This window comes from Rhizobium sp. 42MFCr.1 (genome assembly GCF_000377185.1).
Classification (GTDB): Bacteria; Pseudomonadota; Alphaproteobacteria; order Rhizobiales; family Rhizobiaceae; genus Rhizobium; species Rhizobium altiplani.
The window spans coordinates 186,962-201,337 of the sequence record NZ_KB897824.1; the positions used below are offsets into that span (position 1 = coordinate 186,962).

Here is a 14,376-nt window from a genome sequence, read left to right on the forward strand (position 1 = left end):
CTGGTGCATTGTCCTCTCATGAGGAGACTTTCTTTACTTGCGTGCCTGTTGCTCTGTCCCGGCTTAGCCACTGCGGACGAGGTGTTCTACCCGGCGCGTTCCGGCAATGCCGGGGCCCCGACGCTGGTTGTCTATTCATCGCTCGACGAGCCACTGGCGCAGCCGATGATCCATGGGTTCCAGGAAGCCAATCTGGACGTGGCGGTCAGGTACGAGGATATGCTGACCGGGGAAATTTATGACCGCATCGTGCGGGAGACGGATGCCGGCCAACGCACTGCGGACTTCGCCTTCTCCTCGGCCATGGATCTGCAGGTCAAGCTCTCCAACGACGGCTATGCGCAGGTGAGCAACCTGCCGATGAGCGCGCGCTGGCCGAAATGGGCCAACTGGCGCAATACCGCCTACGCGCTGACCTTCGAGCCGGCGGTGTTCGTCTACCACAAGCCGAGCTTCGCGACGGAGCCGCCGCCGAGTTCGCGGGCGGAATTCGTCGATTACCTCAAGCGCAAGGGTGACGCGATCCATGGGCGGATCGGCACCTATGATATCGAGCGCTCCGGCGTCGGCTTCCTGTTCATGGCACGCGACCAGGAACAGTTCGGTGACATATGGTCCGTTATCGGCGCCATGGGGGCGGCCGGCGTCAAATTATACTCCACCAGTTCGGCCATCCTGGAGCGCGTATCGGACGGCCGCTTCGTGCTCGGCTACAACATCCTCGGGTCCTACGCCGCCGATTGGGCCAAGCGTCATCCCGATGTCGGGATCGTGCTGCCGAAAGACTATACGGTCGTGATGTCGCGCATCGGCCTGGTGCCGCAGGCGGCGGGCGAACCGGAACTCGGACGGCGCTATCTATCCTTCTTCATGTCGAAGGAGGGCCAGACGATCATGGCGCGGGAGTTGCAGATTCCCGCTGTCAGCCCGGAGGTCGCCGGCGAGAATACCGCCAACACGATGCAGGAGCTCTTGGGCGCGCAGTTGCGGCCGGTGCCTGTCAGCCCGGGCTTGATGGTTTATCTGGACCAGGTGAAGCGCGCGCGATTGATCGCGCACTGGAACGAAGTTCTGCGGACGCAGTAAAATCGCCGTGGATGATTAGCGGAAGATGCAGGGCCGCTGGGCGTTGGCCAGCAGTTCCTGCTTCGTCGCGTATGACCCAAAGAGCGAGCGAAGACGTTTCTCCTCCTGCTCGTCCAACCGGTGCCGGCGTGCAAAATCGTGCACACTCCACACCTGGCGTAAGCCCTCATTTTCGATCTGCTTGTTATCGATGTGAGAACTCATGGGGCAATCCTCCTGAGCGCCATAACGCACAAACCGCCTCCAGGTTCCACGGATGGTGGCATTTTGCGTTTGTTTTCGCCCAGGGTAATTGCGGCAAAAAAGTGTCATCGCGGGGTGGATAGTTGATCGATGTCAGCTAAATGACAGCTTGTTGTGGTCCGCTTTGCAGAACTTCAGCTCCGTGGAGGCGGAGAGGTGAAGTTTCGGGAGGAGCTTGCCAGCCATATCGGACCTTGGAGTCCGTCTGCGGTGTCCTTCCCGATTCCATCGAGAACAACGCGCGGTTTCTCAGCCGCGCCCACGGAGGACACACTCGTGAAGCATACTCTTCTTGCAACCATTTTCGCGGCTGCGGTCGCCCTGCCGGCCTATGCGGCGGACTACACCATCATGGCGCCGGCCGCTCCCGGCGGTGGCTGGGACCAGACGGCCCGCTCGCTGCAGACCGTGATGCAGAAGGAAGGCATCTCAGGCAACGTTCAGGTACAAAACGTTCCGGGCGCCGGCGGCACCATCGGTCTCGCGCAGTTCACCGGCCAGAACAACGGCAACCCGAACGCACTGATCGTCGGCGGCTATGTCATGGTCGGCGCTATCCTGACCAACAAGTCGCCGGTCACGCTGAAGGACGTCACGCCGATTGCCCGCCTTACCGGCGAGTATGAGGCGATCGTTGTCCCGGCTGCGTCCGACATCAAGACGATGGCCGATCTCGTTGCCAAGCTGAAGCAGGATCCGGGTTCGGTTTCCTGGGGTGGCGGCTCGGCAGGCGGTACCGACCACATCGCGGTCGGACTGATTGCCAAGGCTGCCGGCGTCGATCCGACGAAGATCAACTACGTCGCCTTCTCCGGCGGCGGTGAAGCGCTGGCCGCTATCCTCGGCGGACAGGTGACCGCGGGCATTTCCGGCTACGGCGAATTCGAATCGCAGGTGAAGGCTGGTCAGCTCCGGCTCCTGGCTGTCTCCAGCGACAAGCGCATCGAGGGTGTCGACGCGCCGACGCTGAAGGAATCGGGCCTCGATGTCGCTGTCGAGAACTGGCGCATGGTTGCCGCCGCCCCTGGTCTTTCGGCCGAGCAGACGGCTGCAATCACCGCTGATTTCGATAAGCTCTCGAAGTCCGCCGGTTGGCAGGAAATCCTGAAGAGCAAGGGCTGGGCTGATACCTACCTCGCCGGCGACGCCTTCAAGGCGCAGCTCGACAAGGACGTTTCGGCTACCGAAGGCATCCTTAAAGAGATCGGACTTGTTCAATGAGCAGGGGTAACGAACCCTTGGCAACGAAGCGCCGCCCTGACTGGGCGGCGCTGGTCATTGCCATCTGTCTTTTCGTCGTCGCTGCCGTCATGCTTTGGGATGCCTCGCATATGCGCGCCATCGCTCAGTATGACCGCATCGGTCCGGCAACTGCGCCCAAGGTGGTCGCCTTCGGCCTGATCGGCCTCGGCATCTGGACCATCTTCGAAGCCTGGCGTGGCGAGTTTCCCGAGCGCGAGCATCAGGAAATCGCGCCTGTAGTTTGGGTCGTCGCCGGCCTTGCCGCGCAGATGCTGCTTCTCAAGACGGCAGGCTTTTCGATCGCAACCGGCCTTCTCTTTGCCTTTACGGCTGCCGGCTTCGGACGCCGCAAGCTCTGGATCTCGATCCCTGCGGGCATCGCTTTCAGCTTCGTCGTCTGGGTGATCTTCGCAAAGCTCTTGCAGTTGACCCTGCCGGCCGGGCCGTTCGAACACATCTTCTTCTAGGATTGGATGCGATGAGCACCTTCGAATTCCTCTTCCAGGGCATCCTGGTCGCCATGCAGCCGATGAACCTGCTCTATGCGCTCGTCGGCGTGACGCTCGGCACCGCGGTCGGCGTGCTGCCGGGGATTGGCCCGGCCCTGACCGTCGCCCTTCTTCTTCCTGTTACCTACAAGCTCGATCCGGCTGGCTCGCTGATCATGTTTGCCGGCATCTATTATGGCGGCATGTATGGCGGCTCGACGACGTCGATTCTTCTCAATACGCCTGGCGAAAGCGCCTCGATCGTTACGGCCCTTGAGGGCAACAAGATGGCCCGCGCGGGCCGCGGCGGGCCGGCGCTCGCGACAGCGGCGATTGGTTCGTTTGTCGCCGGCCTGATCGCGACGCTCGGCCTTGCCTTCATCGCTCCCTACATCGTCAAGCTGGCCCTGATTTTCGGGCCGCGTGAATATTTTGCGCTGATGGTACTCGCCTTCGTGACCGTCTCGTCGGCCTTCGGGGATTCGGCGCTGCGCGGGCTTACATCGCTGTTCATCGGCTTTGCCCTTGCCATGGTCGGCATCGACCAGCAGACGGGACAGGCGCGTCTTTCCTTCGGCGTCCCCGATCTGCTCGATGGCGTCGAGGTGACGACGCTTGCGGTCGCGATGTTTGCGATCGGCGAGACACTCTATATCGCCGCCCAGGGCAACAGCATCGAGGAGAAGGTCGAGGCGGTCAAAGGCTCGCTGTGGATGACGGCGCAGGACTGGGGCCGCTCCTGGAAGGCGTGGCTGCGCGGCACGCTGATTGGCTTCCCGATCGGCGCGATGCCTGCCGGCGGTGCCGAGATCGGGACCTTCCTTTCCTATGCCACGGAAAAGCGCTTGGCGAAGAACCCCGAGGAGTTCGGTCACGGCGCGATCGAAGGCGTGGCTGGTCCGGAGGCCGCGAACAATGCGTCGGCGGCAGGGACCCTGGTGCCGCTGTTGACGCTCGGCCTGCCGACGACGGCGACGGCCGCGATCATGCTCGCCGGCTTCCAGCAATACGGCCTGCAGCCCGGCCCGCTGCTGTTTGCGAACAACCCGCAGATCGTCTGGGGCCTGATCGCCAGCCTGCTGATCGCCAACGCGATGCTGCTTGTGCTCAACCTCCCGCTGATCGGCCTCTGGGTGCGCCTGCTGACGATCCCGAAGCCGTGGCTTTATGCCGGCATCCTGCTGTTTGCGACACTCGGCACGATCGGCGCCAACCCGTCGGTCTTCGAACTGGGCATGCTGCTCGCCTTCGGCATCCTCGGCTACATCATGCGGCTCTTCGGCTATCCGATCGCGCCTGCTGTTGTCGGCCTCATCCTTGGCCCGCTGGCCGAGCAACAGTTGCGCCGCGCGCTTGCGATCAGTCAGGGCGACGTGACGACTCTGGTGATGTCGCCGATTGCGGCCGGCCTGCTCATCGTTGCTGCGGCCGCCTTCATCATCCCGCTGATCCTGCGCCTGCGTGGACGCGGCGAGGTTCTGTCGCAGCTTGCGGCGAACGAGGACTAAAGAAAAAGACTGCCCGAACCCCACAACTGCGGCCGGCGATGGAAACATCGCCGGCCTTTTCGTCTGGTGACGATAAGGTGTTATTGGTGGTTGCTGCGGACGGCACGGGTGCTTCTGCGGCGCATCCAATGCGGAGTTTCTGCTGTTCGGCAGTCACGTGTGCTGGCCGCGCCGTTCAGCTGTTAGGCCGCTCGGCCAACTTCATTTCCATCACCAGGTCGCTCTGCAAATCCTGACCGACCGCGAAGATCGTATTGCCCGTCACGACAAAGCCGGCCCTCTCATAAAACGCAATGGCTCGTGCGTTTCGCTGGTAGACGGTCAGCTCCAGGCGAGTTGCGCCACGTTGATGCGCGTCGTGCAGCACCGTTTTGAGGAGGGCCATAGCCAATCCGCGTCCCCTCCAATCGGTGTGGACATAAATTCGATTGAGGAAGGCCGATCGTCTGTCGACTGTATCCAGCATGAGGTGAGCATATCCGATGACGCGATTATCAAGCATGGCGAGGAAAACAGCGGCTGAGGGGTCGCCAATCTCCGCATTCTGCTGTTCGGCGCTGAAATTCGCCTGGATGTAGGACTCAAGATCCGATGCGGGCGTGTCGCTGCGGTAGGTCGCCCGAAACTGCTGGCCGCAAATTCGCAAAGCGCTTCGGCGTCCGATGGGCGCGCGCGTCTGATTGTGAACGAGCCTGTCAATTTGATGCCTCCATTCATTTTGTCGCGTGTTCTCAACCACATGGCGCGTTTTGCGCTCGATCGCTTGTTCTTGCATGGCAGGGCTGAATTTCTGTCGCTTGTGAAGACGCGCTTCCGTTCACATGTATGAGTGGTCAATCATAAAGCAAAGCGAGAGAGAAAATGTCCTTCCGTAAGTCCATTCGCGATGGTTTCCTTGGTCGCGCCTTTGCGATGATCGGTGCTGCGAATGCTGTGAGCGCCACCATCGAAGCTGGCCGCCGCCCGAAGGCGCGCGATCTGCGCGAACTCGGCATCGACCCGAGCATGTTCGGCAGAATCAACCACTAGCTTATCTGCGCCTTAGGCGCGGCTGGCGGTCTCTGATCGCCGGATACGAAACAGCCCGCAACCGGATGGTCGCGGGCTTTATTTTTGTTCTGATGAAGCCGCATCGGTGAATGCGGCTTGCAAGCTCAGGCGTGCAGTTCCTTATGCGCCTCAGCGCGCTCTTCCGCCTGTTCCTTCTTGTTGTGGCGGATGGAAGACCAGAGTGAGATGCCGATCAGGGCGGCACCACCAAGGCCGGTAATGACCTCGGGAATATGGTACATCGTCTGCACATACATGATCACCGAGAGGATCAGGATTGCGTAGAAGGCGCCGTGCTCGAGATAGCGGTACTCCGCGAGCGTGCCCTTTTCGACGAGCATGATTGTCATCGAACGCACATACATGGCGCCGATGCCGAGGCCAATCGCAATAACGAAGAGGTTCTGCGTCAGCGCGAAGGCGCCGATGACGCCGTCGAAGGAGAAGCTGGCGTCGAGCACTTCGAGATAGATGAAGGCACCGAGACCGCCTTTGGCGGCGGCGCTCATCGTCTGCTGCGACGCATCGAGCAGGCCGCCGATCACCTCGACCGCCAGGAAGGTCAGAAGACCATAGATGGCGCAATGCACGAAGGTAGTGGCCTCTTCTTCTCCGAGGAACGACGAGAACACCAGGACCAGCGCCAGCACGAAGGCAATCTCGATGCCCTTGATCGTGGCCGAGCGGGCCATGAGCTTTTCAAGCCCTGATATCCAGTGGACGTCCTTCTCATGATTGAAGAAGTAGTTGAGACCAACCATCATCAGGAAGGTGCCGCCGAAGGCTGCGATCGGCAGGTGTGCGTCGTTCATGATGCGGGCGTATTCTGCAGGGTCGCGGGCAGCGAGCACCAGAGCTTCCCACGGGCCGATTTGGGCGGCGATCGCGACGATTGCGAGCGGGAAGACGATACGCATGCCGAAGACGGCGATGACGATGCCCCAGGTGAGGAAGCGATGCTGCCAGACCGGTGTCATCTCCTTGAGCTTGTTGGCATTGACGATGGCGTTGTCGAAGGAGAGCGAAATCTCCAGCACGGCGAGCACCGTGCAGATGAAGAAGACGGTCGCCATGCCGCCGATCGTGCCCGTCGTCTGCCAGCCGAGGGCTGCGCCCAGGACGAGGCCGAGGAAGGTGACGATGAAGGCCCAGCGGAAATAGCTGAGCGTCGATTTTTGCGGGGAACCGTTGGTCATGGCCGCACCTCGCAGCCACGAAGGTTGTCGAACAAGGATGTGCGGGAAAAAAGCGACATACCACAAAGGGCATGCGCGTGAGGCATGGTGAGCTTTTTCATCAATGAAAAATCCGCCGGCTTAAGCTGCAGGCGGTACCGACATCACGAGAGCGCCGTAAAAACTCTCGCCAGAGGGGCCCGGCACCAGGTTGACCCGTCGGCCGATGTCCGAGGCCTCGGGATAAGTCGAAGGTAGTGAACTTGCCACGCCAGTCAAGGCGGCGCGATGCGGTTTGTTCTTTTCCTCGGAACTATTCGGCGCCGAGGTCGTTAGTCCTTCGTTCACCAGTGGCATGCGCAATAAAAAGGAGGCCGATGATGCACCCCTCGACCCACACTCCCGACACGCGCACGGAAAAATCGGACCGCATGAAGCGTGCGCGCCCCAACCGAATGCAAAAGGCACAAGTGCTGCCGCCGCATCACGTCGACCTGACGCTGCCGCATGGCGTTTTCGATGACGTCCATATCCCCGCTCACTGCACCGGCGGCGATCTTTCGAAAGGCGGGCCGAAGCCTGCTGCCGAGGAGGATTCCACGATCGCAAGGCCGATCCGCTGACCTATCGACGCCTGCTGCCCTGTATTATCGACAACCGGTGAGGAAAGATGAAGACGACTTTGGTGCCGCACGACATTTGCCTGAAGCACGAGATCGAATGGCAGGCGCTTCGCGCGGCCGCTGATATCCAGATCGATCTGGAAAGAATCGAGATCACGAATTCACTGAGGTCTCGTTGGAGCCCGCCGACGCACTCAAGGCCGGACTCCACGTTCCCGGGCGCCCGGCTCTAGATATCTTGTACTTTTGCGACTGCGCGCCCGTTCGCAGGAGCGTTGGATCATCACGTCTGTACCAAAATGACGTGGTCGCCAACCTTTCGGAAAGGATTGCCCGGCGATAATCCGTGTGTTCACGGGAATCGGATAGATGGCAAAGACTGCGACACGCCGCCGCAAATCATCGGCACGATCGAAGGCAAGGGGAGGCGGAAGCGCTCTCCCCTGGACAATCATCGGCGTCATCGCCGTTGGGGGCATTGCGACTTACGACAATTGGAAGAGCGTGAAGCCGATGCTGGCCACGCATGCGCCAGCCTCGATCGTCTCTCGGGCAGCGCCGGTCGCGCGAAGCGAACCTGCACGCGATCCGAGCCCGAGGCAGACCGCTTCAATCGCGCCAGTGTCCCGCATGGTGCCGCCTGCAGCCGTGCCCATTCCGGCCAAGGCACCTGTCGTCCTTGAAAAAGCGGTGCCGGTTTCCCTCTCCCCTGCGCAGGCGCAGACCGGCAAGGCCGCCTTCGGCTATTGCGGCCAGGGCGAGCACATCAACTGCGTCGCCGATGGAGGCACGTTCTGGTACAAGGGCGAGAAGATCGCCATTGCCGACGTCGTGAGCCCCGGCATTGAGACGGCCCGTTGCGACAACGAGAAGCGGCTAGGCTTCGCCGCGAAGCTGCGGCTCCTGAATATCCTGAACTCCGGATCCTTCGCGATGAACCCGGCAGGGCAGCCTGGCAAGGGCGGCGTCCCGCATGTCGTGTCTCGCGATGGTCGGTCGATCGGCGCGCAGATGATCAACGAGGGATTGGCCCGCAAACCCGGCGCAAATGGCGCGTGGTGCGCCTGAGGCGAGCCCGCGGCGTATGCCGGCCTACTTCTGCTTCGGCGCCTTGCCGTTGGTGCGAAAGCTGCCGGTAAAGGCGGTGTCCTTGCTCTCGGCCGAGCATTCGATGGCGACCGGCTTGCCGCCGTAGGGGTTACCCATCGTGCAGGTGCCGGCAACTTTGACCTGACCTGTCATCTTCTGGCCGACGCCCGTGACCACCAGGTTGAGCGGCATTCGGGCATTGCCGTTGGCAGCAGGCTTGATGGCCGTGCCGTCACCCTGGAAGCCCAGCATCTTGCCGCCCGAGGTGAAGATGAAGGTGACCTGTCCATTTACGAGCGTCACGCTCGCGAGTTCGCCTTCGCAGCCCTTCGTCGCGTCGACCTTGCCGACGACGAGCTTGGCGCATTTGCCGGTGAGCGTCAGTGCCCCCGGAGCGCCGGGGAAGTTCTGCGGGGCTGCGTCCGCTGCGGTTGTCAGTGTTGCGGCGAGCAGCGAAGCGGCGGCCAAAGTTGCCAGTCTCATCTCTATACCTCGTAGTGCTTATGTCGGCGGTGCAGTATGTCGGCAGCGGCTTGCCATTCTTCTGTGTTCGAAATTGGTCGATAGGCTTGGCCTGTGGACTTGGCAATCGACTGCCTTCCTGCGCGGTCGTTGGTCCGGACATGAGAGCATGCGATGAAATGCCGCTTCGTCAAATTCATCGGGCGCGATAGCTACGCTTTGGTCTGGCAGCGAGACTGCCGGCCGATTCAAGATGGAGGAATGCGATGATCAGGAAAATCGCTCTGAGCGTAACTATCCTGGCCTTCGGCGTCGCACCGGCGCTGGCCGCAAGCAGCCACTACTACGTAGAACATTCTCCGAACAACAGTAAATGCAGCGTCGTGTCGAAGCGTCCTGATGGCAAGACCGCCATGGCTATCGGCGGCGCGCACAAGACGAGGGCGCTTGCCGAGGCGGCAATGAAGTCCGCGTCTGCCTGCATGTAGCATGGGCTGCTGTTGTGCACGAAAGCCGAACGAAGCGCCCGCCCCTTGGCGGGCGTTCCGCATTGGCAAGGAATGGAGCGCCGTTTTGTTGCTTCGCCGAAAACGAGTATATTCAAGCTTCGATCACACTTACGGGCAGGGCGAGATGGGCACGCCATTCAATAAGGCTTTCGGTGCGGGGGTCTTGGCCGCTGCGTTGATGCTTCCGTCCGCGGCATGGTCTGCCGGAGCACTGAACGTCGATGCCCGCGCTTACACGTGCAGCCAGATTTCCCAGATCATCCGCCAGAACAAGAAGGTTTTCGTCCGTTCCGGTTTCGGCGGCAGCAGCTTTCGCTATCCGCCCGCCAAATGCGGCTTGGGCTACGCGCGCACCACCGCGAATTTCCGGGATAAGACCGGCAAGCAATGCGCGCTCGACTACGCCTGCACTTACGACAGTGGGTCCTTTTACAATAACCCGTAGGTGCCGACGCAAAGGCGAAGACGGCCATCCGTCTCTTGCCGCGCGTCGGCTGCGTGCAATCAATGTTTGGGCTGGCCCAGAAACGAAAAAGGCTTAGCGGTTTCCCGCTAAGCCTTTGAATTCGAATGGTGGGCGTGACAAGGATCGAACTTGTGACCCCTACGATGTCAACGTAGTGCTCTCCCGCTGAAGTCGCCTACGCTCCCACCAAAAGACTGAATAAATTCAACTGCTAACGCAGTCTACGGTCTTTTTCCGCTACACGCAACAGTCGCTGGGAGAAGCGAAAAACAGAGACCTTGTTGTGACGTTGGTGTGACAGAAACAGCTCTCATTTTTCACAAGGATAATATTGTCCAAAAGCCCTCATAACGATCACATCAACCGGCAAATGCCCCTCTGTAGGATTGTCGCTCACGTATTTGACAATAATATCAATCATCTGATTCGAAATATCCTCACCTTTCACATCTTTAGGAAAGCAAATTTGGAAGGGTCGAACACCCTGGTCTTCTGCCATTAGCTGTTGAATAATCCATGCTACCCTAAACCCCTGCAGGTATTGCAAACACGCGATCGCACCGAGTCCACCTCGTTGATCCTGCCGCTCACCACGTGACATTTTTCCAGCCGCCGTGCAGTTGTCTCCGAATGTTCGCCCATTAATTTCTGCTGCGACGGGGCGCGGCAAAAGAAGGCCTATCAGGACAACGAGCGGCATTGCCGATGTGCGGGTTATGTTGGGCAGGGATCTCGATAACGTGCGCTGGCGCTGCGTCATGTTACTGTCTCCATGCACTCAGGTCGGTACATGTCCGAAAGAAATAGTCTGTATTTAACTGTCGACTGAAACTACCATCACGATCTACCATTGTTCTAACAAACTCGTTGAACTTGTATTCCTTACCCCCAAAAGGCAGGCGAAAGTCTTCGTCTGGTGTAAAATATTCGATCGGATATTTGTCATCTGACAAAAGCAAGTATATGGCTTTTGCTTCTATAATACTCGCGACGGCGTCCTTCTGATTATTAGAAAAATCAAAATATATCTCGTTGCCTTTCACCTCTCCGTCAATTGTATAAGTTTTCGATTCTGTTTTATAAGACAGAGTATAAATTCTAAATCTCTTCTTTAGAACATGATCTTGTCCATAAATCTTTTCCAAGTTTATCTCCGTCGGGACAAAGAATGTGACATAAGATTGGAATTCTTTGTTTTTGGAGCAATTAAAATTTATAGTGTTTCTGATAAAGTTATTTGTTTCTCCGGCGACAATTGAGTATCGTCGTCCGATGGTAAATCCATCTCTATCCTTGCCGCTTATGTTGAGCGTAAGCATTGCGAGCGCCCCACATTTTATTGAATTTCAGTTCGCGCATAATCCCATCCTTCGAGATTGAGAGGTGGGAATGATGGATCTGGGGCCATTCGACGGCGAGGAGAAGGCTGTATCGCATAGTGCTGATGACAGTCATCAGGACTATGCGCAAGGCGCTGCGGAGCGGGCTCGATCGGGTCGGCGTCGTGTCGAGGTTATCATTGGCGGAGATCGGCGCCGTCGATGGAGCCCGGAGGACAAGGCAAGGATCACTGCGGCGAGTTTTGTGCCCGGCGCCAATATCTCTGCGGTCGCGCGTCAATACGGCGTCAGCCAAGGCCTGTTGCACTACTGGCGGCGCTGCGCCCGCGAGAGCTTATCGGATGCGGAGGAGATGCGTTTCGTACCGATCGTGAAGGTTGGCGACGAACAGCCTCAACCATCTCTCGGGAAGACGCTGACCGTTCGCGTTGAGATGAACGGTGCTTGTGTCGTTATCGACGGCGGCGTTGATGAGCGTACGTTACGGACGGTGTTCAGCGCGATACGGGGTTCGGCTTGATCACGCTTCGATCGGATTTACGGATCCTGATTGCTTCCAAGCCGGTCGATTTTAGGAAAGGCATAAACGGTCTGGCGGCGCTGGTGTCGACCGCGCTTGGCGCGAACCCTTATTCGGGCGACGTGTATATCTTCCGCAGCAAGCGCAACGATCGTTTAAAGATGGTGGCTTGGGATGGCAGTGGCATGGTGTTGTTGACCAAGGTTTTGGAAGATCGTCACTTTACCTGGCCTGCGGTTCGTGATGGGGCTGTTCATCTCAGCGCAAGCGAGATGGCGCTTTTATTAGATGGTCTGGACTGGACAAAGGTCGAGCAGAAGCCCGTGAAGCGCCCTACAAAAATAGCGTGATCTTATTGTAATCCATGGACATTTTAGCTGTTGTGCGGTAGTGCTTGGTCATGCTCAACCGTGGCCAACACTTGCCTCGGGACCCGGACATTCTGGTCTGCATGGTCCTGGAAAGAGACGCTGAAATCGAGCGTCTGAAGGGCATGTTGAAGGCGGCCAACGCGCAGCCTTTTGGGCAGAAGTCCGAAAAGTCCATTACGGTTCTCGAAGGGCAGATCCGTCTCGATCTGGGAGATGCCGAGCTTGAGATTGCGGTCGGTGCGGCCAACGATGAGCCAAAGCCGGCGCAGGCGCCGCGCCAAGCAAGCGCCAAATCTCAACCCCGCCGCAACCTCGGTGCCCTCCCTGAACATCTTGAACGCGTCGTTGAGGTGATTGAGCCATCATCCTTGGAATGTGCCTGCTGCCAGGGGCAACTCCATCGCATTGGTGAAGAAGAAAGCGAGGCCCTCGCGTCACGGCCGGCCACGCTTTATGTTCTGCGCACCGTGCGACCGAAGTATGCCTGCCGGACTTGTGAAACCGGCATTGTTCAAGCCAAAGCGAAACCGCGTTTGTTCGAGGGCGGCTTGGCGACGACGGCGATGATCAGCAATGTGGTCGTATGGCGATATGCCTGGTACCTGCCACTCAACCGCCAGGTCCAGATGCTGAAAGGACAAGGCGTCCGTTTAGACACATCGACGCTTTGCGGTTGGATGAAACGGTCAGCCTGGTAGCTGAAAACGCTCTACGACAAGCTCTTGGCTTACATTCACAGCCATAACCGGGTGTTTGTGGACGAGACCCGCATGCCTGTCCTGAAAAAAGGCCGGAAACGAGCCAAGGTCTGTCAATTCTGGGCGCATGCGGTAGACGATCGACCATGGAACGGTCCAGCGTATCCCGCGGTTGCCTATGTCTTTGCCCAAGGTCGAGGCAAGGCGGAAATACAGTCGCAACTGGCCAGCTACAACGGGCTCCTGCAAGTCGATGCGTATAAAGCTTATAAGAGTTTGACCCGGCCCGATCGTAAAGCCGGAACGATTGAACTCGCCTATTGTCTGGCTCACGCGCGTCGCAAGTTTGTGGATGTCTACAAGAAGTACAAATCCGAGCTGGCCAAAACGGTGATCGAGCGCCTGGCCGAGATCTATGCGATTGAAGCCAGAATCCGCGGCACGAGCGCCGAGCATCGCCTGTCGGTCCGTCAGACGCAAACCAAAGGCCTGATGGCTGATCTCAAAACGTTGCTGATGGATACGCTCAAGAATATATCCGCCAAAGACCCGGTCGCATCCGCCATCAAGTACACTCTGGGGCTCTGGTCTGGGCTAACCCTATTCCTGGATGACGGCAGGCTTGAGGTCGATTCCAATACCGTCGAGCGTAATATGAGAAGTATTGCGCTTGGACGCGTCAACAGTCTGTTCGCCGGCAGTGATGGCGGCGCCGAGACGTGGGCCATTTTGGGTTCGTTGCTGACCACAGCAAAGTTGAACGGCCTCGATCCCTATACGTGGCTCAACGACGTGCTTGAACGCATCGTGTCGGGCGAGATAAAGTCGACCTCCCTTGAGCGTTGCCTGCCTTGGCATTGGAAACAAGAACATGCCGATATGAATATGGCGGTAGCAGCGTGAAACGACCCAAGCGTGCGAAACTTTTGACCCTCGAGCAGCTGGAAGCCTGGTTCGACAAGGCTGAGCCGGCGCCGCCTTGTGGCGGCGTCTCGATGATGAATGGCTTCCTGACCGGTTTGGCGGCTGGCCCAGTCTTCCTGCTGCCCAATGATTGGATGTTCCATGTCATCGGCGATCACGAGAAAAAAGCGCTCATCGGCAACAAGATCCAGGCGGTGATCGACACGATCGTCGATCATTACAACCTCATAGCCCACCAACTGACGGCGCCCGGCCGTTATGCGCCGATGTTAATGCGGACTGACGAGGGCGAAGTGCTTGCGGGCGACTGGGCCGACGGGTTCTTCGGCGCCATTAGCCTGAATCTAGAAGATTGGGCACCGCTGTTCGCTCAAAAGCAGACCGGCGAACCAATCATGGGCATCCTCATTCAATGCACAAAGCCCGATCTGATCGAAATGATCTCGACGGCGTTTCCCAAGCCGACTAAGGCCATCCTTAAAGACGCCTGGCGTACGCTCCCATTCGCGGTCGAGAGCATCTACGCGCACTGCAAGCCGATGCGCTTCAATCCAGGCGCTCCCGCCAACGACGCTTAGTCCA

General features: G+C 58.9%; 19 protein-coding genes, 1 tRNA gene and 1 pseudogene. 14 read left to right on the forward strand and 7 right to left on the reverse strand.

What is annotated here, in order from left to right:
- The first annotated feature begins 18 nt into the window (after window positions 1-18).
- Window positions 19-1,086 carry an ABC transporter substrate-binding protein gene (locus C934_RS0110140; RefSeq protein WP_198011809.1) on the forward strand — a complete coding sequence of 356 codons (1,068 nt, stop codon included), beginning with the start codon at window positions 19-21 and terminating at the stop codon, window positions 1,084-1,086.
- 15 nt (window positions 1,087-1,101) lie between these two features.
- On the opposite strand, the gene C934_RS0110145 is transcribed toward C934_RS0110140, so the two are convergent.
- A complete protein-coding gene (locus C934_RS0110145; RefSeq protein WP_018856610.1) occupies window positions 1,102-1,290 on the reverse strand; it encodes a hypothetical protein in 189 nt (62 codons plus the stop codon).
- Window positions 1,291-1,605: 315 nt separating this feature from the next.
- Between C934_RS0110145 and C934_RS0110155 the strand changes: the two genes are divergently transcribed.
- The 3 genes from C934_RS0110155 to C934_RS0110165 are packed head-to-tail and all read left to right on the forward strand — an operon-like array spanning window position 1,606 to window position 4,567.
- Entirely contained in the window at window positions 1,606-2,550 is a 945-nt protein-coding gene (locus C934_RS0110155) for a Bug family tripartite tricarboxylate transporter substrate binding protein (protein WP_025658942.1), read from the forward strand.
- Window positions 2,547-3,038, forward strand: coding sequence for a tripartite tricarboxylate transporter TctB family protein (locus tag C934_RS0110160; protein WP_018856612.1), 492 nt, complete (start codon window positions 2,547-2,549; stop codon window positions 3,036-3,038). The genes C934_RS0110155 and C934_RS0110160 overlap by 4 nt, the downstream gene beginning before the upstream one ends.
- Before the next feature lie 11 nt (window positions 3,039-3,049).
- A complete protein-coding gene (locus C934_RS0110165) occupies window positions 3,050-4,567 on the forward strand; it encodes a tripartite tricarboxylate transporter permease (RefSeq protein ID WP_018856613.1) in 1,518 nt (505 codons plus the stop codon).
- Window positions 4,568-4,742: 175 nt separating this feature from the next.
- Here the strand turns inward: C934_RS0110165 and C934_RS31825 are convergent, their stop codons facing one another.
- Window positions 4,743-5,342, reverse strand: coding sequence for a GNAT family N-acetyltransferase (locus tag C934_RS31825; RefSeq protein WP_245267938.1), 600 nt, complete (start codon window positions 5,340-5,342; stop codon window positions 4,743-4,745).
- A gap of 86 nt (window positions 5,343-5,428) precedes the next feature.
- On the opposite strand from C934_RS31825, the gene C934_RS35100 reads away from it, so the two are divergent.
- Window positions 5,429-5,596, forward strand: a complete 168-nt coding sequence (locus C934_RS35100; RefSeq protein WP_018856614.1) for a hypothetical protein — start codon at window positions 5,429-5,431, stop codon at window positions 5,594-5,596.
- Window positions 5,597-5,721: 125 nt separating this feature from the next.
- On the opposite strand, the gene C934_RS0110180 is transcribed toward C934_RS35100, so the two are convergent.
- Window positions 5,722-6,813, reverse strand: a complete 1,092-nt coding sequence (locus tag C934_RS0110180; protein ID WP_018856615.1) for a DUF475 domain-containing protein — start codon at window positions 6,811-6,813, stop codon at window positions 5,722-5,724.
- Window positions 6,814-7,169: 356 nt separating this feature from the next.
- Between C934_RS0110180 and C934_RS0110185 the strand changes: the two genes are divergently transcribed.
- The 3 genes from C934_RS0110185 to C934_RS0110195 all read left to right on the forward strand — a co-directional run bounded on the left by C934_RS0110185 (window position 7,170) and on the right by C934_RS0110195 (window position 8,483).
- Entirely contained in the window at window positions 7,170-7,415 is a 246-nt protein-coding gene (locus tag C934_RS0110185; protein ID WP_018856616.1) for a hypothetical protein, read from the forward strand.
- A gap of 47 nt (window positions 7,416-7,462) precedes the next feature.
- Window positions 7,463-7,648 carry a hypothetical protein gene (locus C934_RS0110190; protein WP_018856617.1) on the forward strand — a complete coding sequence of 62 codons (186 nt, stop codon included), beginning with the start codon at window positions 7,463-7,465 and terminating at the stop codon, window positions 7,646-7,648.
- Between the two features lie 136 nt (window positions 7,649-7,784).
- Window positions 7,785-8,483: a hypothetical protein gene (locus tag C934_RS0110195; protein WP_018856618.1), complete on the forward strand. Its 699-nt coding sequence runs from the start codon at window positions 7,785-7,787 to the stop codon at window positions 8,481-8,483.
- 24 nt (window positions 8,484-8,507) lie between these two features.
- Here C934_RS0110195 and C934_RS0110200 read toward each other — a convergent pair whose 3' ends face one another.
- Window positions 8,508-8,987 carry a hypothetical protein gene (locus tag C934_RS0110200; RefSeq protein WP_018856619.1) on the reverse strand — a complete coding sequence of 160 codons (480 nt, stop codon included), beginning with the start codon at window positions 8,985-8,987 and terminating at the stop codon, window positions 8,508-8,510.
- 245 nt (window positions 8,988-9,232) lie between these two features.
- On the opposite strand from C934_RS0110200, the gene C934_RS0110205 reads away from it, so the two are divergent.
- Window positions 9,233-9,454 (forward strand): hypothetical protein, encoded by a 222-nt coding sequence (locus C934_RS0110205; protein WP_018856620.1) that lies wholly within the window; start codon window positions 9,233-9,235, stop codon window positions 9,452-9,454.
- A 145-nt stretch (window positions 9,455-9,599) separates the two neighbouring features.
- Window positions 9,600-9,920, forward strand: a complete 321-nt coding sequence (locus tag C934_RS0110210) for a hypothetical protein (protein ID WP_018856621.1) — start codon at window positions 9,600-9,602, stop codon at window positions 9,918-9,920.
- A 126-nt stretch (window positions 9,921-10,046) separates the two neighbouring features.
- On the opposite strand, the gene C934_RS0110215 is transcribed toward C934_RS0110210, so the two are convergent.
- The 3 genes from C934_RS0110215 to C934_RS0110225 form a co-directional block, all read right to left on the reverse strand.
- Window positions 10,047-10,124, reverse strand: a tRNA-Val gene (locus C934_RS0110215).
- A 127-nt stretch (window positions 10,125-10,251) separates the two neighbouring features.
- Window positions 10,252-10,701 carry a Rap1a/Tai family immunity protein gene (locus C934_RS0110220; protein WP_018856622.1) on the reverse strand — a complete coding sequence of 150 codons (450 nt, stop codon included), beginning with the start codon at window positions 10,699-10,701 and terminating at the stop codon, window positions 10,252-10,254.
- Between the two features lies 1 nt (window position 10,702).
- Complete coding sequence (locus C934_RS0110225; RefSeq protein ID WP_156828745.1) at window positions 10,703-11,086, reverse strand: hypothetical protein; 384 nt, start codon at window positions 11,084-11,086, stop codon at window positions 10,703-10,705.
- 247 nt (window positions 11,087-11,333) lie between these two features.
- On the opposite strand from C934_RS0110225, the gene tnpA reads away from it, so the two are divergent.
- The 4 genes and pseudogenes from tnpA to C934_RS0110245 all read left to right on the forward strand — a co-directional run bounded on the left by tnpA (window position 11,334) and on the right by C934_RS0110245 (window position 14,372).
- Complete coding sequence (gene tnpA, locus C934_RS0110230; RefSeq protein WP_026371721.1) at window positions 11,334-11,801, forward strand: IS66-like element accessory protein TnpA; 468 nt, start codon at window positions 11,334-11,336, stop codon at window positions 11,799-11,801.
- The gene (tnpB, locus tag C934_RS0110235; RefSeq protein ID WP_018856625.1) at window positions 11,798-12,151 is read left to right on the forward strand and encodes an IS66 family insertion sequence element accessory protein TnpB; all 354 of its coding nucleotides are present in this window, start codon (window positions 11,798-11,800) and stop codon (window positions 12,149-12,151) included. Before tnpA ends, tnpB begins: the two co-directional genes overlap by 4 nt.
- Window positions 12,152-12,201: 50 nt before the next feature.
- A pseudogene (tnpC, locus tag C934_RS31830) lies at window positions 12,202-13,773 on the forward strand (IS66 family transposase).
- Window positions 13,770-14,372, forward strand: a complete 603-nt coding sequence (locus tag C934_RS0110245) for a YecA/YgfB family protein (protein ID WP_018856628.1) — start codon at window positions 13,770-13,772, stop codon at window positions 14,370-14,372. The pseudogene tnpC and the gene C934_RS0110245 overlap by 4 nt, the downstream one beginning before the upstream one ends.
- Window positions 14,373-14,376 lie beyond the last annotated feature (4 nt).